Here is a 17,158-nt window from a genome sequence, read left to right on the forward strand (position 1 = left end):
TCAGCCATGAAACCGCTGAGCCGTCCGCCGTTGGTAGAGTCCGGCGGCGTGCACCTCAAGGCCCTGACCCTGCGTGGGTTCAAGTCGTTCGCCTCCGCGACCACGCTCCGGTTCGAACCGGGGATCACCTGTGTCGTGGGGCCCAACGGGTCGGGCAAGTCCAACGTCGTCGACGCGCTCACCTGGGTCATGGGCGAGCACAGCGCGAAGTCGTTGCGTGGCGGCAAGATGGAGGACGTCATCTTCGCCGGTACGACCGGCCGCCCCCCGCTCGGCCGGGCCGAGGTCTCCCTCACGATCGACAACTCCGACGGAGCGCTGCCCATCGAGTACGCCGAGGTCACGATCACCCGGATCATGTTCCGGGGCGGCTCCAGCGAGTACCAGATCAACGGCGACACCTGCCGGCTCCTCGACATCCAGGACCTGTTGAGCGACTCCGGCATCGGCCGCGAGATGCACGTTATCGTCGGCCAGGGCCAGTTGGACTCCGTCCTGCACGCCGATCCCATGGGCCGCCGCGCGTTCATCGAAGAGGCGGCCGGTGTCCTCAAGCACCGCAAGCGCAAGGAGAAGGCGCTCCGCAAGCTCGACGCGATGCAGGTCAACCTCTCCCGCGTCCAGGACCTCACCGACGAACTCCGCCGACAGCTCAAGCCGCTGGGCCGGCAGGCCGCAGTGGCCCGGCGTGCGGCTGTCATCCAAGCCGACCTCCGGGACGCCCGCCTCAGGCTGCTCGCCGACGACCTGGTCCGCCTCCGCGCCGCCCTCCAGACCGAGATCGCCGACGAAGCCGCGCTCAAGCAGCGCAAGGAGACGGCCGAGCAGGACCTCAAGAAGGCGCTCCAGCGCGAGGCCCACCTCGAAGACGAGGTCCGCCGCCTCACCCCTCGCCTCCAGCGCACGCAACAGACCTGGTACGAGCTGTCCCAACTCGCCGAACGCGTCCGGGGCACCATCTCCCTCGCCGACGCCCGCGTGAAGAGCGCGGCCTCCGCACCCCCCGAGGAGCGCCGGGGCCGCGACCCCGAGGACCTCGAACGCGAGGCGGCCCGCGTCCGCGAACAAGAAGCGGAACTGGAGGCGGCCCTCGAAGCCGCCGAACGAGCCCTGGAGGACACGGTCGCCCACCGCGCCGACCTCGAACGCGAGTTGGCCGCCGAGGAACGCCGCCTCAAGGACGCCGCCCGAGCCATCGCCGACCGCCGCGAGGGCCTGGCGCGTCTAGGGGGCCAGGTCAACGCGGCCCGCTCCCGGGCGGCCTCGGCCCAGTCCGAGATCGACCGGTTGGCGCTGGCCCGCGACGACGCACAGGCACGGGCGGTCGCCGCACAGGAGGAGTACGAGACCCTGCGGGCCGAGGTGGAGGGCCTGGACGCGGACGACGAAACCTTGACGCAGGCCCACGAAGCGGCGAAACGCGCACTGTCGGAGGCGGAGGCAACGCTGAGCGCGGCCCGAGAAGCGGCGGTGGCGGCGGAACGCCAACGAGCGGCGACGAGGGCGAGGCACGAGGCGTTGTCCCTTGGCCTGCGCCGCAAGGACGGCACGGGGATAGTACTGGCGGCGAAGGACAGGCTCACGGGGGTACTGGGCCCGGCGGCAGAGTTGCTGACGATCGAGCCGGGTTACGAGGTGGCGCTGGCGACGGCGTTCGGGGCGGCGGCGGACGCGGTGGCGGTAACGGGGGTGGGCTCGGCGGCGGAGGCGATCAGGCTGCTGCGGAAGCAGGATGGGGGGAGGGCGACGCTGTTGGTGGCGGGGGGACCGGAGGGGCTTCGGGTTCGGTCGCGGGCGGAGGAGAGCACATCCGCAGCCGATGAGAGTGGCGAGGCCACGTCTTTCAGGGGCGCGGGGCTGTGTCCGATGTGCGGCTACCGCCGTGCGGGCGCGACCACCCACGACGACCCCGCACCTGATGAGCGCGGCGCAACCACATCTTTCAGGGGCGCGGGGCTGTGCCTGATGTGCGGCTACCGCCGCGCGGGCGCGACCACCCACGACGAACCCGCGCATGATGAGCGCGGCGCAACCACGTCTTTCAGGGGCGCGGGGAACTGCGCGATCAACCACGACGAACCCGCACTCAACGACGAAACAGCACCTACCCCCAGGGGCGCGGGGAACTGCGCGACAAGCCACAACGAACCCGCACCCGCCACACCTCCTCTCGCCACCGACCTCGTCCGCGCCCCCTCCGACCTCCTCCCGGCGATCCACCACCTCCTCCACAACATCGCCGTAGTCAACACCCTCGAAGACGCCGAGCACTTGATCCGCCAACACCCCCACCTCACCGCAGTCACCACAGAAGGCGACCTCCTCTCCCCCCACTTCGCCCACGGCGGCTCCGCAGGCGCCCCCAGCCTCCTCGAAGTCCAGGCGTCAGTGGACGAAGCAGCGGCGGAACTGGAAGAACTCGCCGTCCGCTGCGAAGAGTTGGCGGCACAACAGGACACCGCGAAAGAGCACCGCAAGGAATCCGCAGCCCGAGTGGAGGAGCTGGCCGACCAACGCCGCACCGCAGACAGGGAAAAGTCCGCAGTGGCCCAACAACTCGGCCGCCTAGCAGGCCAGTCGAGAGGCGCAACCGGCGAGGCCGAGAGAGCCACCGCAGCAGCAGCCCGCGCACAGGACGCCCTGGACAAGGCACGGGAAGAAGTCGAGATCCTCGCCGAACGCCTCGCGGTAGCCGAGGAGTTGCCCGTAGAAGAGGAACCCGACCACGCCGTACGCGACCGCCTCGCAGCGGACGGCGCCAACGCCCGCCAGACGGAGATGGAGGCCCGCCTCCAGGCCCGTACGCACGAGGAACGCGTCAAGGCCCTTGCAGGCAGGGCCGATTCACTGGACCGCGCGGCGAGAGCGGAGCGCGATGCGAGGTCGAGGGCGGAACAACGGCAACGCAGGCTGAAGTACGAAGCCTCCGTGGCAACGGCCGTGGCGGACGGCGCCCGGCACCTGCTGACCCACGTGGAAGCCTCCCTGCGCCAGGCGGAAGCCGAACGCGCCGAGGCCGAGGCGGAGAAGGCCACGAGGGAACAGGAGCTGGCGGCGGAGCGAACCGTAGGCCGGGACCTGAAGTCCGAGCTGGACAAGCTGACCGACTCGGTGCACAGGGGAGAGGTGCTCGGCGCCGAGAAGCGGATGCGGATCGAGCAGGTCGAGACGAAGGCGCTGGAGGAGCTGGGGGTCGAGCCGGAGGGCCTGGTCACGGAGTACGGCCCGCACCAGCTCGTACCGCCGTCGCCCCCGGCGGAGGGGGAGGAGCCGCAGGAGGACCCCCAGCCGGTCCCCTTCGTCCGCGTGGAGCAGGAGAAGCGCCTGAGGTCGGCCGAACGGGCGTACCAGCAACTCGGCAAGGTGAACCCCCTCGCGCTGGAGGAGTTCGCGGCGCTGGAGGAACGCCACAAGTTCCTCAGCGAGCAGCTCGAAGACCTGAAGAAGACGCGCACGGACCTCCTCCAGGTGGTGAAGGAGGTGGACGAGCGCGTCGAGCAGGTGTTCAGCGAGGCGTTCCGGGACACGGCGAGGGAGTTCGAGGGGGTCTTCGGGCGGCTGTTCCCCGGCGGTGAGGGCCGCCTGATCCTGACGGATCCGGACAACATGCTGACGACGGGCGTGGACGTCGAGGCCCGCCCGCCCGGCAAGAAGGTCAAGCGGCTGTCGCTGCTGTCGGGCGGGGAACGGTCCCTGACGGCCGTAGCGATGCTGGTGTCGATCTTCAAGGCGCGGCCGAGCCCGTTCTACGTGATGGACGAGGTGGAGGCGGCGCTCGACGACACGAACCTCCAGCGGCTGATCCGGATCATGCAGGAGTTGCAGGAGTCGTCGCAGCTGATCGTCATCACGCACCAGAAGCGGACGATGGAGGTCGCGGACGCGCTGTACGGGGTGTCGATGCAGGGGGACGGGGTCTCGAAGGTGATTTCGCAGCGACTGCGGTGAGTTCAAGACTTGAACACATCACCGTCCAGGAGTGACTGTCATCTCACATCCCCCCACATTGGACTTCACAACTTGAAGGCATAGGCTCTGGGGCGTTGCTTTTCCCTTCAGGTGGTGGGCGGCGGCGTGCTGTGCGCCACTGGAGGGGCTGACCGTGGCCGGCAGCGTTGCCGGTGGCCCGAGGAGTTGATCGTGACCAGCACAGCGCAGGCGTCCAAGTCAGGAGCCCAGGCTCATCCCGACCATCTCGGGCACGTCATCTTCATCGCCGCCGCCGCGGCGATGGGCGGGTTCCTGTTCGGGTACGACAGTTCCGTCATCAACGGCGCCGTCGAGGCGATCCGGGACCGGTACGACATCGGGTCCGCAGCTCTCGCGCAGGTCATCGCGATCGCGCTGATCGGCTGTGCGATCGGGGCGGCGACGGCGGGGCGGATCGCCGACCGGATCGGGCGGATCCGGTGCATGCAGATCTCCGCCGTGATGTTCACGGTCAGCGCGGTCGGCTCCGCGCTGCCGTTCGCGCTCTGGGACCTCGCGCTGTGGCGGGTCGTCGGCGGGTTCGCGATCGGGATGGCGTCCGTCATCGGTCCCGCGTACATCGCCGAGGTCGCGCCGCCCGCGTACCGGGGGCGGCTCGGGTCCTTCCAGCAGGCCGCGATCGTCATCGGGATCGCGATCTCGCAGCTCGTCAACTGGGGGCTGCTGAACGCCGCCGGCGGGGATCAGCGCGGGAAGCTGATGGGGATCGAGGCCTGGCAGGTCATGCTGGGTGTGATGGTCGTACCGGCCGTGCTGTACGGGCTGCTGTCCTTCGCGATTCCCGAGTCGCCGCGGTTCCTGCTGTCCGTCGGCAAGCGGGAGCGGGCGCGGGAGATCCTCGTGGAGGTCGAGGGCGAGAGCGCCGACCTCGACGCGCGGGTCGCCGAGATCGAGCACGCGATGAAGAGCGAGCACAAGTCGACGTTCAAGGACCTGCTCGGCGGCGGCTTCTTCTTCAAGCCGATCGTCTGGATCGGCATCGGGCTCTCCGTCTTCCAGCAGTTCGTCGGCATCAACGTCGCGTTCTACTACTCGTCCACGCTGTGGCAGTCGGTGGGCGTCGACCCGACGGACTCGTTCTTCTACTCCTTCACGACGTCGATCATCAACATCGTCGGTACGGTCATCGCGATGATCTTCGTCGACCGGGTGGGCCGCAGGCCGCTCGCGCTCATCGGCTCCGTCGGCATGGTGATCGGCCTCGCGCTGGAGGCGTGGGCGTTCTCGTACGACCTCGTCGACGGCAAGCTCCCCACGGCGCAGGGCTGGACGGCGCTCGTCGCCGCCCACATCTTCGTCCTCTTCTTCGCGCTGTCCTGGGGCGTCGTCGTCTGGGTCTTCCTGGGCGAGATGTTCCCGAACCGCATCCGAGCAGCGGCCCTCGGCGTCGCCGCCTCCGCGCAGTGGATCGCCAACTGGGCGATCACGGCGAGCTTCCCGTCCCTGGCCGACTGGAACCTCTCCGCGACGTACATCATCTACACGGTCTTCGCGGCCCTCTCCATCCCCTTCGTCCTCAGGTTCGTCAAGGAGACAAAGGGCAAGTCCCTGGAGGAAATGGGCTGAGGCCCTCCCCGATCCCGGGGAGAAGGACCAAGTCCCCGCTGTCCTTCTCCCCGAACACGTCCGCCGCTCCCGGGTTTTTGGGGGCGGCGGATTTCGTGTACGAGGGTGAGGTGACCGCGGGGGTTCACCAGATGACGATCCCACCGCCGGTTTCCCGCGCCCGCAGCGAGGCCGCCTCGATGATCCTCAGCCGGAGCTCGATGCCGGACCGGTGTTCCTCCAGCTCCCGGGGCCGGTCGGTGGTGGTGGCGATCAGATCGAGGTGCTCCCGCAACAGCGCGACCTCACGCAGGAGGTCCGGTACGTCGGGGATGCGGAGCTTGCCGGTTGCGTCGCGCACGAATACATCTACGCAGAGGCTCATAGGCCGCCCATTGAATCACCGGCGAGCCCTTTCAGGCACCGGCTTTCGGCAGCACCTGCTCCGTGAACAACCGCAGGCTTCGCCAGGCCTCCTCGATCGGCATGCCGCCTGCCAAGGGGTGGAGTACGAGGTTGTCGAGGTTCTGGGTCAGGCATTCCGTCGGGGTGAGGATTCTGTATACGCCCTCCTCTCGGAGTTCGTCGATCGTGGTAGCTGCTGAGCGGACCACCGAGTGGATGTCCGTCGACTGCCAGGCGGCGTACGTGCGGGCCTCGTGGAGGAAGTGGTGGCCGTGGGTCTGCCAGGTTTTGTCGGGGGTTTCCGAGATGTGGAGGAGGGGGGTTTCCGCGGGGGGCATCAGGACCCAGCCTTCCGTGCCGTATTCGTTCAGGCGGGCCTTGTAGTACGTCTCCAGGGCTGGGAGGTGGGCGCTGGGGAAGAACGGGAGGCCCAGGCGGGCCGCTCGGCGGGCGGACGCCTGGGAGGAGCCGCCCACCAGAAGGAGGGGGTGCGGGGATGTCGCCGGGCGCGGGGTCACTCGTACCCTGCGGCCCCGGTACGTGAAGGGCTCGCCGGTCCACGCCTGGAGGAGGGTTTCCAGGAGCTCGTCCTGGAGACGGCCCCGCCGCTCCCAGGGGACGCCCGCCCGGTCGTACTCCTCGCGGCGGTAGCCGATGCCGGTCACCGTCATCAGGCGGCCCGCGCTCAGGAGGTCCAGTACGGCGATGTCCTCCGCCAGCCGCAGGGGGTCGTGCAGCGGGCCGATCGCCGCGGAGACGGTCACCGCGAGGCGCTTCGTCGCACCCAGCACCGCGCCCGCGAACGTGAACGGCGACGGCAGCCAGTTGTTCTCGGCGCCGTGGTGCTCCTCCGTCTGGACGGTCGTGACGCCGTGGTCGTCGGCGTACGCGGCCATGCGGAGCGCCGCCTGATAGCGGGCCGCGAGCTCGGCGGGGGTGGCGTCCGGGGCGGCGAGGTTGAAGCGCAGCACGGAGACGGGCATGGCGGGCCCCTTCGTCGGTGGGGGAGGGACCGTAGCTGACGGCACGTCAGATCTCCAGGGGTTCGCCGGGCCCTGTGCGGCCGACGACCCCCCGATCGAGAGGTCACGCATACTGGACTAGTTATGGAAACCGTCATCCTTGTAGTCATCATCGCCGTGGTCCTTCTCGGGGCGATCGGTGGACTCGTGGTCGGGACGCGGCGCAAGAAGTCGCTGCCCGCGCCGCCGCCGTCCACCACGCCCGACCTGACCGCGCCACCGGCCGAACCGCACGTCGGTGACGAGGCCGAGACGCCGCGCGACGAAGAGCGGCGAACCATAGAAGAGGTCGACCTGCCGGTCGTGGCGGAGCCCGAGGCTCCCGCGATCGAGGTCCCCGAGCCCACGGCCGGGCGGCTCGTCCGCCTCCGTACGCGGCTCTCCCGCTCCCAGAACGCGCTCGGCAAGGGGCTGCTCACGCTGCTGTCGCGCGAGCACCTCGACGACGACACGTGGGAGGAGATCGAGGAGATCCTCCTCACCGCCGATGTCGGGGTGAAGCCGACGCAGGAACTCGTCGACGGGCTTCGCGCGCGCGTGAAGGTGCTCGGTACGCGGACGCCGGACGAGTTGCGGGGGTTGCTCCGGGAGGAGCTGCTCAAGCTGGTCGGTACGGATGTGGACCGTGTCGTGAAGACCGAGCCCGAGGGGCGTAAGCCGGGTGTCGTCATGGTCGTCGGGGTCAATGGGACCGGGAAGACGACCACGACCGGGAAGCTGGCGAGGGTGCTTGTCGCGGATGGGCGGACCGTCGTCCTCGGTGCTGCCGATACGTTTCGTGCCGCCGCCGCCGATCAGTTGCAGACGTGGGGGGAGCGGGTCGGGGCGTACACCGTGCGGGGGCCTGAGGGTGGGGATCCTGCCTCCATCGCCTTCGACGCGGTGAAGGAGGGCAAGGAGATGGGCGTCGATGTGGTGCTCATCGATACTGCCGGGCGGTTGCATACCAAGACCGGGCTCATGGATGAGCTGGGGAAGGTCAAGCGGGTTGTCGAGAAGCAGGCGCCGTTGGATGAGGTGCTGCTTGTGCTGGACGCGACCACTGGGCAGAACGGGCTTGTTCAGGCTCGGGTGTTCGCGGAGGTCGTTGACATCACCGGGATCGTGCTCACCAAGCTGGACGGGACTGCCAAGGGTGGGATTGTCGTGGCGGTTCAGCGGGAGCTGGGGGTGCCGGTGAAGTTGATCGGGCTGGGGGAGGGGGCGGACGATTTGGCGCCGTTTGAGCCGGAGGCGTTCGTTGACGCACTTATCGGGGACTAGGGGTGCCTACTGGGGTGCCTGGTTCTGTGGGTTGGCGGCTGCGGGATCGTCGTGGCTTGTCGCGCAGTTCCCCGCGCCCCTAAAGGACGACAGCTTGCCGCTAGTTCAAAGTGCCCGTCCCTTCGGGGGCGGGCACTTCGGCGTTCTTACGCCCTTGATCTGTGTGCCACATACGCCAGCGTTCCCAGCAACAGCCTCGCCGCCGGAGGCTTCGTTGCTGAGTCCAGGTCCGGGGGGCGTAGCCACGTCACCGGGCCCAGACCTCCCCTGTCCGACGGTGGGGCCGTGATGTATGCGCCCTTGCCCAGGCCCCTCAGGTCCAGGGTTGTCGGGTCGTCCCAGCCCATGCGGTACAGGAGGTCGGGGAGGGAGGCCGCCGCGCCGGGGGCCACGAAGAAGTGGGCTCGGCCGTCCGGGGTTGCCGTTACCGGGCCCAGGGGCAGGCCCATGCGCTCCAGGCGGCTCAGGGCTCTGCGGCCCGCCGCCTCCGCCACCTCGATCACGTCGAACGTGTGGCCCACCGGCAGCATCACCGTCGCGTCGGGGATGTCGGACCACACCGTCGTGGCCTCGTCGAGGGTGGCGCCCGCCGGGAGGTGGGGGGCGAAGTCGAGGGGGTGGGCGCCGGGGGTGCGGCAGGGGTGGCCGCAGGAGCACGTGCCGGAGACGGTGTGCGCGCCGGGGACGACGTCCCAGCCCCACAGGCCCGTTAACTCGGCGATGGCCGTGCACTCGGGGGAGCGACCGCGTCTGCGCGCGCCGGAACGGATCTCGCGAATGCCGCCGATCGTGAAGCCCATGCCCCCTCCAACGGGTCCGACGCACCGGTGGTCACGCAAAGGGCGCGTGGCGTGACTCTCCGTACTCATGATCTCCGGAATGCCCTTGGACCGGGGCGGCGCACTGAAGCGCGGGGGTGGTGAACTCGCCCGTGCGCGCCCCCGAGTGCACCTTTCCGTTCGCTCGGGCCGTCCCGTGTCAAGTCAATCGCGTGCGTGCCACTCTGAGTTCATCCGAAGGGGTGGCGAATGGTGGCGATTCCCGGAACGCCATGGCCGGACGGGTGATCGTAGGATTACTTTGAGTTTGCGGGGCCTGGGGGTACACGCACCGGTGGGTATGCCGGAGGCAAGCCGTCCTTCCGTTCGAAGGGTGACAAACGCCGGACGGCAGGGCTATTTACCGGCATTCTGATAGGGCTTGGCGCAGTCGGACCACGCGGTCCGCACTGCAAGTGGTCTCAGGGATGGGGGCGTTCCAGTGAGCGGCAACGAAAGCGGCGGGACGAGCACGGACAAGCGTCCGAACGAACTGCTCTCCTCCTGGTTCGTCCGCAGCGGCTGGTCCAAGGGTGAACTCGCCCGGCAGGTCAACCGCCGCGCCCGTCAGCTGGGCGCCAACCACATCTCCACCGACACCTCGCGCGTACGCCGCTGGCTGGACGGCGAGAACCCCCGCGAACCCATCCCGCGCATCCTCTCCGAGCTGTTCTCCGAGCGGTTCGGCTGCGTCGTCTCCGTCGAGGACCTCGGCCTGCGCGCCGCCCGCCAGTCCCCGTCCACCGGCGGCGTCGACCTCCCCTGGACCGGCCCCCAGACGATCTCCCTGCTCAGCGAGTTCTCCCGCAGCGACCTGATGCTGGCCCGCCGCGGCTTCCTCGGCACCTCCCTCGCCCTGTCCGCAGGACCCACCCTCATCGAACCCATGCAGCGCTGGCTGGTCCCCTCCCCGCCGAGCGCCCCCCGCAACTCCGGCCCCCTGCCCACCAGCCGTGCCCGGGGCCGCCTCTCCCGGCAGGAACTGGAGCTGCTGGAGGCGACGACCTCGATGTTCCGCAAGTGGGACGCCCAGTGCGGAGGCGGACTGCGCCGCAAAGCCGTCGTGGGCCAGCTCCACGAGGTGACCGACCTCCTCCAGGAACCCCACCCCGAGGACACCGCCAAACGCCTCTTCAAGGTCGCCGCCGAACTCGCCGAACTCGCCGGCTGGATGTCGTACGACGTAGGGCTCCAGCCCACCGCGCAGAAGTACTTCGTCCTCGCCCTGCACGCCGCGAAGGAAGCCGGGGACCGCCCCCTCGGCTCGTACGTCCTGTCCAACATGAGCCGCCAGATGATCCACCTCGGACGGCCCGAGGACGCCCTCGAACTGATCCACCTCGCGCAGTACGGCAGCCGCGACTGCGCGAGCCCGCGCACCCAGTCCATGCTGTATGCGATGGAGGCCCGCGCCTACGCCAACATGGGCCAGCCGGGCCGCTGCAAACGAGCCGTGCGGATGGCCGAGGACACCTTCGCCGACGCCGCCGAATGGGACGAGCCCGACCCCGACTGGATCGGCTTCTTCACCGAGGCCGAGCTGTACGGCGAGAACAGCCACTCCTACCGCGACCTCGCCTACGTGGCCGGCCGCAGCCCGACGTACGCCTCCCTCGCCGAACCCCTGATGCTGCGCGCCGTCGACCTCTTCGCGCGGGAATCCGACGACTACCAGCGCTCCTACGCCCTCAACCTGATCGGCGTCGCCACCGTCCATCTCCTCAAGCGGGAGCCCGAACAGAGCGCCAAATACGCCACCGAAGCCATGGCCGCCGCCAAGCGGGTCCGTTCCGAACGCGTCAACACTCGTATCCGAAAGACCGTCGACAACGCGGCCCGCGAATTCGGCGACCTCACCGACGTCGTCGACCTCACCGACCGCCTCGCCGCCGAACTCCCCGAGACCGCCGAAGCGGTCTGATCCCACGAACCCCGGCCGCGGCCGGCCCTCCCGAACTGCCCGACTCGGCTCCCCCATGCCAGGTCATTTCGGAGGTCCGGCCGCGGTCGGCCCGTGTCCGGAAGGGGAAGGTTGCGCCACGATAACGATCCCCGCGGCCAACATCAGGCAATTCACCGACCCGTAACACAGGCGACCCCTTCGTCACCGCCGCGAAACAGCGAGGGGCCCGGGCCGAAACCGCGCTGCGCCAGTCTCAAGGCCCATAACCGGCCCGCCCCCACTCCGCAGCCGAGGCCTTCGCCCGCACGGGGCCGTACGACGACGAGGAGACGCCGATGGCTCCAGCCATCACGCTCGCCGCAGACAAACTGTCTGCCGCCAACACAGGCTTCATGCTCATCTGTTCAGCCCTCGTGCTGATCATGACGCCCGGCCTGGCCTTCTTCTACGGTGGCATGGTCCGCGTCAAGAGCACGCTGAACATGCTGATGATGAGCTTCATCAGCATGGGGATCGTCACCATCCTGTGGGTGCTCTACGGCTTCTCCATGGCGTTCGGCACGGACCACGGCTCCCTCATCGGCTGGGAGTCCGACTTCGTCGGCTGGTCCGGCATCGACAAGATGGACATCTGGTCCGGCTACACCATCCCGGTGTTCGTCTTCGCCGTCTTCCAGATGATGTTCGCGATCATCACTCCCGCGCTGATAAGCGGCGCCGTCGCCGACCGTGTCAAGTTCTCCGCCTGGGCGCTCTTCGTCGCCCTGTGGGCCACGGTCGTCTACTTCCCCGTCGCGCACTGGGTGTGGGGCACCGGCGGCTGGGCCTTCGAACTCGGCGTCATCGACTTCGCCGGCGGTACGGCCGTCCACATCAACGCGGGCGCTGCGGCCCTCGGCGTGATCCTCGTCATCGGCAAGCGCGTCGGCTTCAAGAAAGACCCGATGCGTCCGCACAGCCTCCCCCTCGTGATGCTGGGCGCGGGCCTCCTGTGGTTCGGCTGGTTCGGCTTCAACGCCGGGTCCTGGCTCGGCAACGACGACGGCGTCGGCGCGCTCATGTTCGTCAACACGCAGATCGCCACCGCCGCCGCCATGCTCGGCTGGCTCGCCTACGAGAAGATCCGCCACGGCGCCTTCACCACGCTGGGCGCGGCTTCCGGCGCGGTCGCGGGCCTCGTCGCCATCACGCCCTCCGGCGGCGCGATCACCCCGATCGGCGCGATCGCCATCGGCGTCATCACCGGCGTCGTCTGCGCCATGGCCGTCGGCCTCAAGTACAAGTTCGGCTACGACGACTCCCTCGACGTCGTCGGCGTCCACATGGTCGGCGGCATCCTCGGCTCCCTGCTCATCGGCTTCTTCGCCAGCGGCAAGGGCCAGTCCGACGTCAAGGGCCTCTTCTACGGCGGCGGCCTCGACCAGTTCTGGAAGCAGTGCGCGGGCGTGTTCGCCGTCCTCGCCTACTCCCTCATCGCCTCCGCGGTCCTCGCCTTCCTCATCGACAAGACCCTCGGCATGCGCGTCGACGAGGACGAGGAGATCTCCGGCGTCGACCAGGCCGAACACGCCGAGACCGCCTACGACTTCAGCGGCGCCGGCGGCGGCATCGTCAAGTCGTCCGCCGTACCCGCCGGAGCCGGGGCCGAGTCCAAGAAGGTGGACGCATGAAGCTCATCACCGCCGTCGTCAAGCCCCACCGGCTCGACGAGATCAAGGAAGCCCTCCAGGCCTTCGGCGTCCACGGACTGACGGTCACCGAGGCGAGCGGCTACGGTCGACAGCGGGGACACACCGAGGTCTACCGGGGTGCCGAGTACACCGTGGACCTCGTCCCCAAGATCCGCATCGAAGTGCTGGCCGAGGACGACGACGCCGAACAGGTCATCGACGTCATCGTCAAGGCCGCCCGCACCGGCAAGATCGGTGACGGCAAGGTCTGGTCCCTCCCGGTCGACACGGCCGTCAGGGTCCGCACCGGCGAGCGCGGCCCGGACGCGCTCTGACCGAAGAACAGAACAGGAGTCGCTGGGTGACGAGCACGGACGAGCGAAGCGGAACAGAGGACTCGGGACCCAGCGGCTACGCGGCGGCCCGGCTGCACCTCCTCACCGAGGGAGGTACGGCCGGGCCGCCGCGCCGTACGGCCCTGTCCGAACTGACGGACGACTGGCTGGCCGGCCTGTTCACCTCGGCCACCGGCGACCTGAGAGGCATCTCCCTCGTCGCCGTCGGCGGCTACGGACGCGGCGAACTCTCCCCCCGCAGCGACCTCGACCTCCTCCTCCTGCACGACGGCAGCGACACCAAGGCCGTCGCCACCGTCGCCGACCGCCTCTGGTACCCCGTCTGGGACCTCGGCCTCGACCTCGACCACTCCGTCCGCACCCCCGCCGAGGCCCGCAAGACCGCCGCCGAGGACCTCAAGGTCCAGCTCGGCCTCCTCGACGCCCGCCACCTCGCCGGCGACCTCGGCCTCACCTCCGGACTGCGCACGGCGATCCTCGCCGACTGGCGGAACCTTGCCCCCAAACGCCTCCCCGAACTCCGCGAACTGTGCGCCGAACGCGCCGACCGGCAGGGCGAGTTGCAGTACCTCCTCGAACCCGACCTCAAGGAAGCCCGCGGCGGCCTGCGCGACGCCACCGCACTGCGCGCCGTCGCCGCCTCCTGGCTCGCCGACGCACCCCGCGAAGGCCTCGACGACGCTCGCAGACGCCTCCTCGACGTCCGCGACGCCCTCCACCTGACCACCGGCCGCGCCACCGACCGCCTCGCCCTCCAGGAACAGGACCAGGTCGCCGCCGAACTCGGACTCCTCGACGCCGACACCCTGCTGCGGCAGGTCTACGAATCCGCCCGGATCATTTCCTACGCCAGCGACGTCACCTGGCGCGAAGTGGGCCGCGTCCTGCGCTCCCGCGCGGTACGGCCCCGGCTGCGGGCCATGCTCGGCGGCGGCAAACAGGTCGTCGAACGCTCCCCCCTCGCGGAAGGAGTCGTCGAGCAGGACGGCGAAGTCGTCCTCGCGCGTGCGGCCCGCCCCGAACGCGACCCGGTGCTGCCGCTGCGCGCGGCTGCGGCTGCCGCCCAGGCCGGGCTTCCGCTCTCCCTGCACGCCGTACGACGCCTCGCCGCGACCGTACGGCCCCTGCCCACACCCTGGCCCGCAGAGGCCCGCGAACAACTCGTCACCCTGCTCGGCTCCGGACAGCCCACCATCGACGTATGGGAAGCACTGGAGGCCGAAGGGCTGATCACCCGGCTGCTCCCCGACTGGGAACGCGTCCGGTGCCGCCCGCAGCGCAACGCCGTACACATCTGGACCGTCGACCGACACCTCATCGAAACAGCCGTCCGCGCCTCCGAGTTCACCCGGCGGGTGAGCCGGCCCGACCTGCTGCTCGTGGCCGCGCTCTTCCACGACATCGGGAAGGGGTGGCCCGGGGACCACTCCGTGTCCGGCGAGATCATCGTCAAGGACGTCGCCGCGCGGATCGGATTCGACCGTACGGACGTGGCGGTGCTGTCGACCCTCGTACGGCACCACCTGCTGCTCGTCGACACGGCGACCCGGCGCGACCTCGACGACCCGGCGACCGTCAGGTCCGTCGCGGAGGCGGTCGGCACGCAGAGCACGCTGGAGCTGCTGCACGCGCTCACCGAGGCCGACGCGCTGGCCACCGGGCCCGCCGCCTGGTCCTCCTGGCGGGGCTCGCTGGTCGCGGACCTCGTGAAACGGGTCGGCTCGGTGCTGGCGGGCGAGGAGCCCTCCGCGCCGTCCGCCTCCGCGCCCACCGCCGAACAGGAACGCCTCTCCATCGAGGCGCACCGCACCGGGGGGCCCGTGCTGGCGCTGCGCGCCCAGACCCACGAGGAGGAGATGGACCCCGGCGAGCCACTGGGCGTCGAACTGCTCATCGCCGTCCCGGACCAGCCGGGCGTGCTGCCCGCCGTGGCCGGGGTGCTGGCCATGCACCGGCTGACGGTCCGTACGGCCGAACTCCGCGAACTGGAACTCCCCGACGGGGTCGACGACCAAGGGGCCGTGCTGCTCCTGGACTGGCGGGTCGCGGCGGAGTACGGCTCCCTGCCGCAGGCCGCACGCCTTCGCGCGGACCTGGTGCGCGCGCTGGACGGCTCCCTGGACATCGCCGGACGGCTGGCGGAACGGGACGCGGCGTACCCCCGCCGCCGGGGCTGGGTGGCTCCGCCACCCCGGGTGACCGTCGCCTCGGCGGCTTCCCGGCACGCGACGGTGATCGAGGTGCGGGCTCAGGACGCGCCTGGACTGCTGTTCCGGATCGGGGCGGCGCTGGAGGACTCGGGGGTGCGGGTGCGGAGCATGCACGTCAGCACGCTGGGGGCCAACGCGGTGGACGCGTTCTATGTGACGTCGGCTTCGGGGGCACCGCTGCCGGGGGACGAGGCGGGGGCGGTGGCTCGGAAGCTGGAGGAGATGCTTCGGGCGTGAACTGGGGTCCCCGTCCATTGAATGCGATGGGCGGGGACGATTTGCTTGTACGGCCGGATACCCTGGAAGACGCTCACCCTGCTCCCGACTCCGAGGACCGACGCCGCCGTGTTCGATACTCTCTCCGACCGCTTGCAAGCCACTTTCAAGACCCTCCGGGGTAAGGGTCGGCTCAGCGAAGCGGACATCGACGCCACGGCCCGTGAGATCCGGATCGCGCTCCTCGAAGCGGACGTCGCTCTGCCGGTCGTCCGTTCGTTCATCAAGAACGTCAAGGAGCGTTCCCTCGGGGCCGAGGTCTCCAAGGCGCTCAATCCCGGCCAGCAGGTCCTCAAGATCGTCAACGACGAGTTGGTCACGATCTTGGGCGGCGAGACCCGCCGTCTCCGCTTCGCCAAGACCGCCCCCACCGTCATCATGCTCGCAGGCCTCCAGGGCGCCGGTAAGACCACCCTCGCCGGCAAGCTCGGCAAGTGGCTCAAGGACCAGGGGCACTCGCCCCTCCTCGTCGCCTGCGACCTCCAGCGCCCCAACGCCGTCAACCAGCTCAGCGTCGTCGCCGAGCGCGCCGGGGTCGCCGTATACGCCCCCCAGCCGGGCAACGGCGTCGGTGACCCCGTGGCCGTCGCCAAGGACTCCATCGAGTTCGCGAAGTCGAAGGTCCACGACATTGTCATCGTGGACACCGCCGGTCGGCTGGGTATCGACGCGGAGCTGATGCAGCAGGCCGCGGACATCCGCGATGCCGTCTCGCCGGACGAGATCCTTTTCGTCGTCGACGCCATGATCGGCCAGGACGCCGTCAACACGGCGGAATCCTTCCGCGACGGCGTCGGCTTCGACGGTGTCGTGCTGTCCAAGCTCGACGGCGACGCCCGAGGCGGCGCCGCGCTGTCGATCCGGCAGATCACCGGCAAGCCGATCATGTTCGCCTCGAACGGCGAGAAGCTGGACGACTTCGACGCGTTCCACCCGGACCGGATGGCCTCCCGCATCCTCGACATGGGTGACCTGCTCACCCTGATCGAGCAGGCGGAGAAGACGTTCAGTCAGGAAGAGGCCCAGAAGATGGCCTCGAAGCTGGCGTCGAAGAAGGGCCAGGACTTCACCCTGGACGACTTCCTGTCCCAGATGGAACAGGTCAGGAAGATGGGGTCGATCTCGAAGCTGCTCGGCATGCTCCCCGGCATGGGCCAGATCAAGGACCAGATCAACAACCTGGACGAGCGGGACGTCGACCGCACCGCCGCGATCATCAAGTCGATGACCCCGGCGGAGCGCACGGACCCGATGATCATCAACGGCTCGCGCCGCGCGCGTATCGCGAAGGGCTCCGGCGTCGAGGTCAGCGCCGTGAAGGGCCTGGTGGAGCGGTTCTTCGAGGCGCGGAAGATGATGTCGAGGATGGCGCAGGGCGGCGGGATGCCCGGCATGCCCGGCATCCCGGGGATGGGCGGCGGCCCCGGCCGCGCGAAGAAGCAGCCCAAGCAGGCGAAGGGCAAGCAGCGCTCCGGCAACCCGATGAAGCGCAAGCAGCAGGAGCTGGAGGAGGCGCAGCGCCGGGAGGCTGCGGCGCAGGGGAACGCGTTCGGGGTGCCGCCGCAGGGCGCGCAGGACTTCGAGCTGCCGGACGAGTTCAAGAAGTTCATGGGCTAGCGACTTGGCTTTAAAGAATCTTGTACGTCATGACAGGGCACCCCTCTTCGGAAGGGTGCCCTTCGTGTGCCTCGCGCGGGACG

Annotated in this window: 11 protein-coding genes; 8 read left to right on the plus strand and 3 right to left on the minus strand. The window is 69.5% G+C overall.

Annotation, left to right across the window (positions count from 1 at the left end; genetic code table 11):
• Nucleotides 1–48: 48 nt before the first annotated feature.
• Together J8M50_RS34510 and J8M50_RS34515 are read left to right on the plus strand one after the other, a co-directional pair.
• On the plus strand, nucleotides 49–3,948 hold the full coding sequence (locus J8M50_RS34510) for an SMC hinge domain-related protein (protein ID WP_029183880.1): 3,900 nt from the start codon (nucleotides 49–51) through the stop codon (nucleotides 3,946–3,948).
• A 192-nt stretch (nucleotides 3,949–4,140) separates the two neighbouring features.
• A complete protein-coding gene (locus J8M50_RS34515) occupies nucleotides 4,141–5,556 on the plus strand; it encodes a sugar porter family MFS transporter (protein WP_010353867.1) in 1,416 nt (471 codons plus the stop codon).
• Between the two features lie 124 nt (nucleotides 5,557–5,680).
• Here the strand turns inward: J8M50_RS34515 and J8M50_RS34520 are convergent, their stop codons facing one another.
• Both J8M50_RS34520 and J8M50_RS34525 read right to left on the minus strand, forming a co-directional pair.
• Entirely contained in the window at nucleotides 5,681–5,896 is a 216-nt protein-coding gene (locus tag J8M50_RS34520; RefSeq protein ID WP_010353866.1) for a hypothetical protein, read from the minus strand.
• 55 nt (nucleotides 5,897–5,951) lie between these two features.
• Entirely contained in the window at nucleotides 5,952–6,923 is a 972-nt protein-coding gene (locus J8M50_RS34525; protein WP_010353865.1) for an LLM class flavin-dependent oxidoreductase, read from the minus strand.
• A gap of 123 nt (nucleotides 6,924–7,046) precedes the next feature.
• Here J8M50_RS34525 and ftsY point away from each other — a divergent pair, with 123 nt between their 5' ends.
• Nucleotides 7,047–8,225 (plus strand): signal recognition particle-docking protein FtsY, encoded by a 1,179-nt coding sequence (gene ftsY, locus J8M50_RS34530; protein WP_010353864.1) that lies wholly within the window; start codon nucleotides 7,047–7,049, stop codon nucleotides 8,223–8,225.
• Nucleotides 8,226–8,371: 146 nt separating this feature from the next.
• Here ftsY and J8M50_RS34535 read toward each other — a convergent pair whose 3' ends face one another.
• Nucleotides 8,372–9,025 (minus strand): bifunctional DNA primase/polymerase, encoded by a 654-nt coding sequence (locus J8M50_RS34535; protein WP_010353863.1) that lies wholly within the window; start codon nucleotides 9,023–9,025, stop codon nucleotides 8,372–8,374.
• A gap of 460 nt (nucleotides 9,026–9,485) precedes the next feature.
• Between J8M50_RS34535 and nsdA the strand changes: the two genes are divergently transcribed.
• The 5 genes from nsdA to ffh all read left to right on the plus strand — a co-directional run bounded on the left by nsdA (nucleotide 9,486) and on the right by ffh (nucleotide 17,075).
• The gene (gene nsdA / locus J8M50_RS34540) at nucleotides 9,486–10,964 is read left to right on the plus strand and encodes a transcriptional repressor NsdA (RefSeq protein WP_010353862.1); all 1,479 of its coding nucleotides are present in this window, start codon (nucleotides 9,486–9,488) and stop codon (nucleotides 10,962–10,964) included.
• Between the two features lie 317 nt (nucleotides 10,965–11,281).
• The gene (locus J8M50_RS34545) at nucleotides 11,282–12,616 is read left to right on the plus strand and encodes an ammonium transporter (RefSeq protein WP_010353861.1); all 1,335 of its coding nucleotides are present in this window, start codon (nucleotides 11,282–11,284) and stop codon (nucleotides 12,614–12,616) included.
• The gene (locus J8M50_RS34550) at nucleotides 12,613–12,951 is read left to right on the plus strand and encodes a P-II family nitrogen regulator (RefSeq protein ID WP_010353860.1); all 339 of its coding nucleotides are present in this window, start codon (nucleotides 12,613–12,615) and stop codon (nucleotides 12,949–12,951) included. Before J8M50_RS34545 ends, J8M50_RS34550 begins: the two co-directional genes overlap by 4 nt.
• Nucleotides 12,952–12,977: 26 nt before the next feature.
• Nucleotides 12,978–15,419: a [protein-PII] uridylyltransferase gene (locus J8M50_RS34555; RefSeq protein WP_010353859.1), complete on the plus strand. Its 2,442-nt coding sequence runs from the start codon at nucleotides 12,978–12,980 to the stop codon at nucleotides 15,417–15,419.
• Nucleotides 15,420–15,527: 108 nt separating this feature from the next.
• Entirely contained in the window at nucleotides 15,528–17,075 is a 1,548-nt protein-coding gene (gene ffh, locus J8M50_RS34560) for a signal recognition particle protein (RefSeq protein ID WP_010353858.1), read from the plus strand.
• Nucleotides 17,076–17,158: the final 83 nt, after the last annotated feature.

The organism is Streptomyces acidiscabies (genome assembly GCF_020010905.1).
In the GTDB taxonomy this organism is placed as follows: Bacteria; Actinomycetota; Actinomycetes; order Streptomycetales; family Streptomycetaceae; genus Streptomyces; species Streptomyces acidiscabies.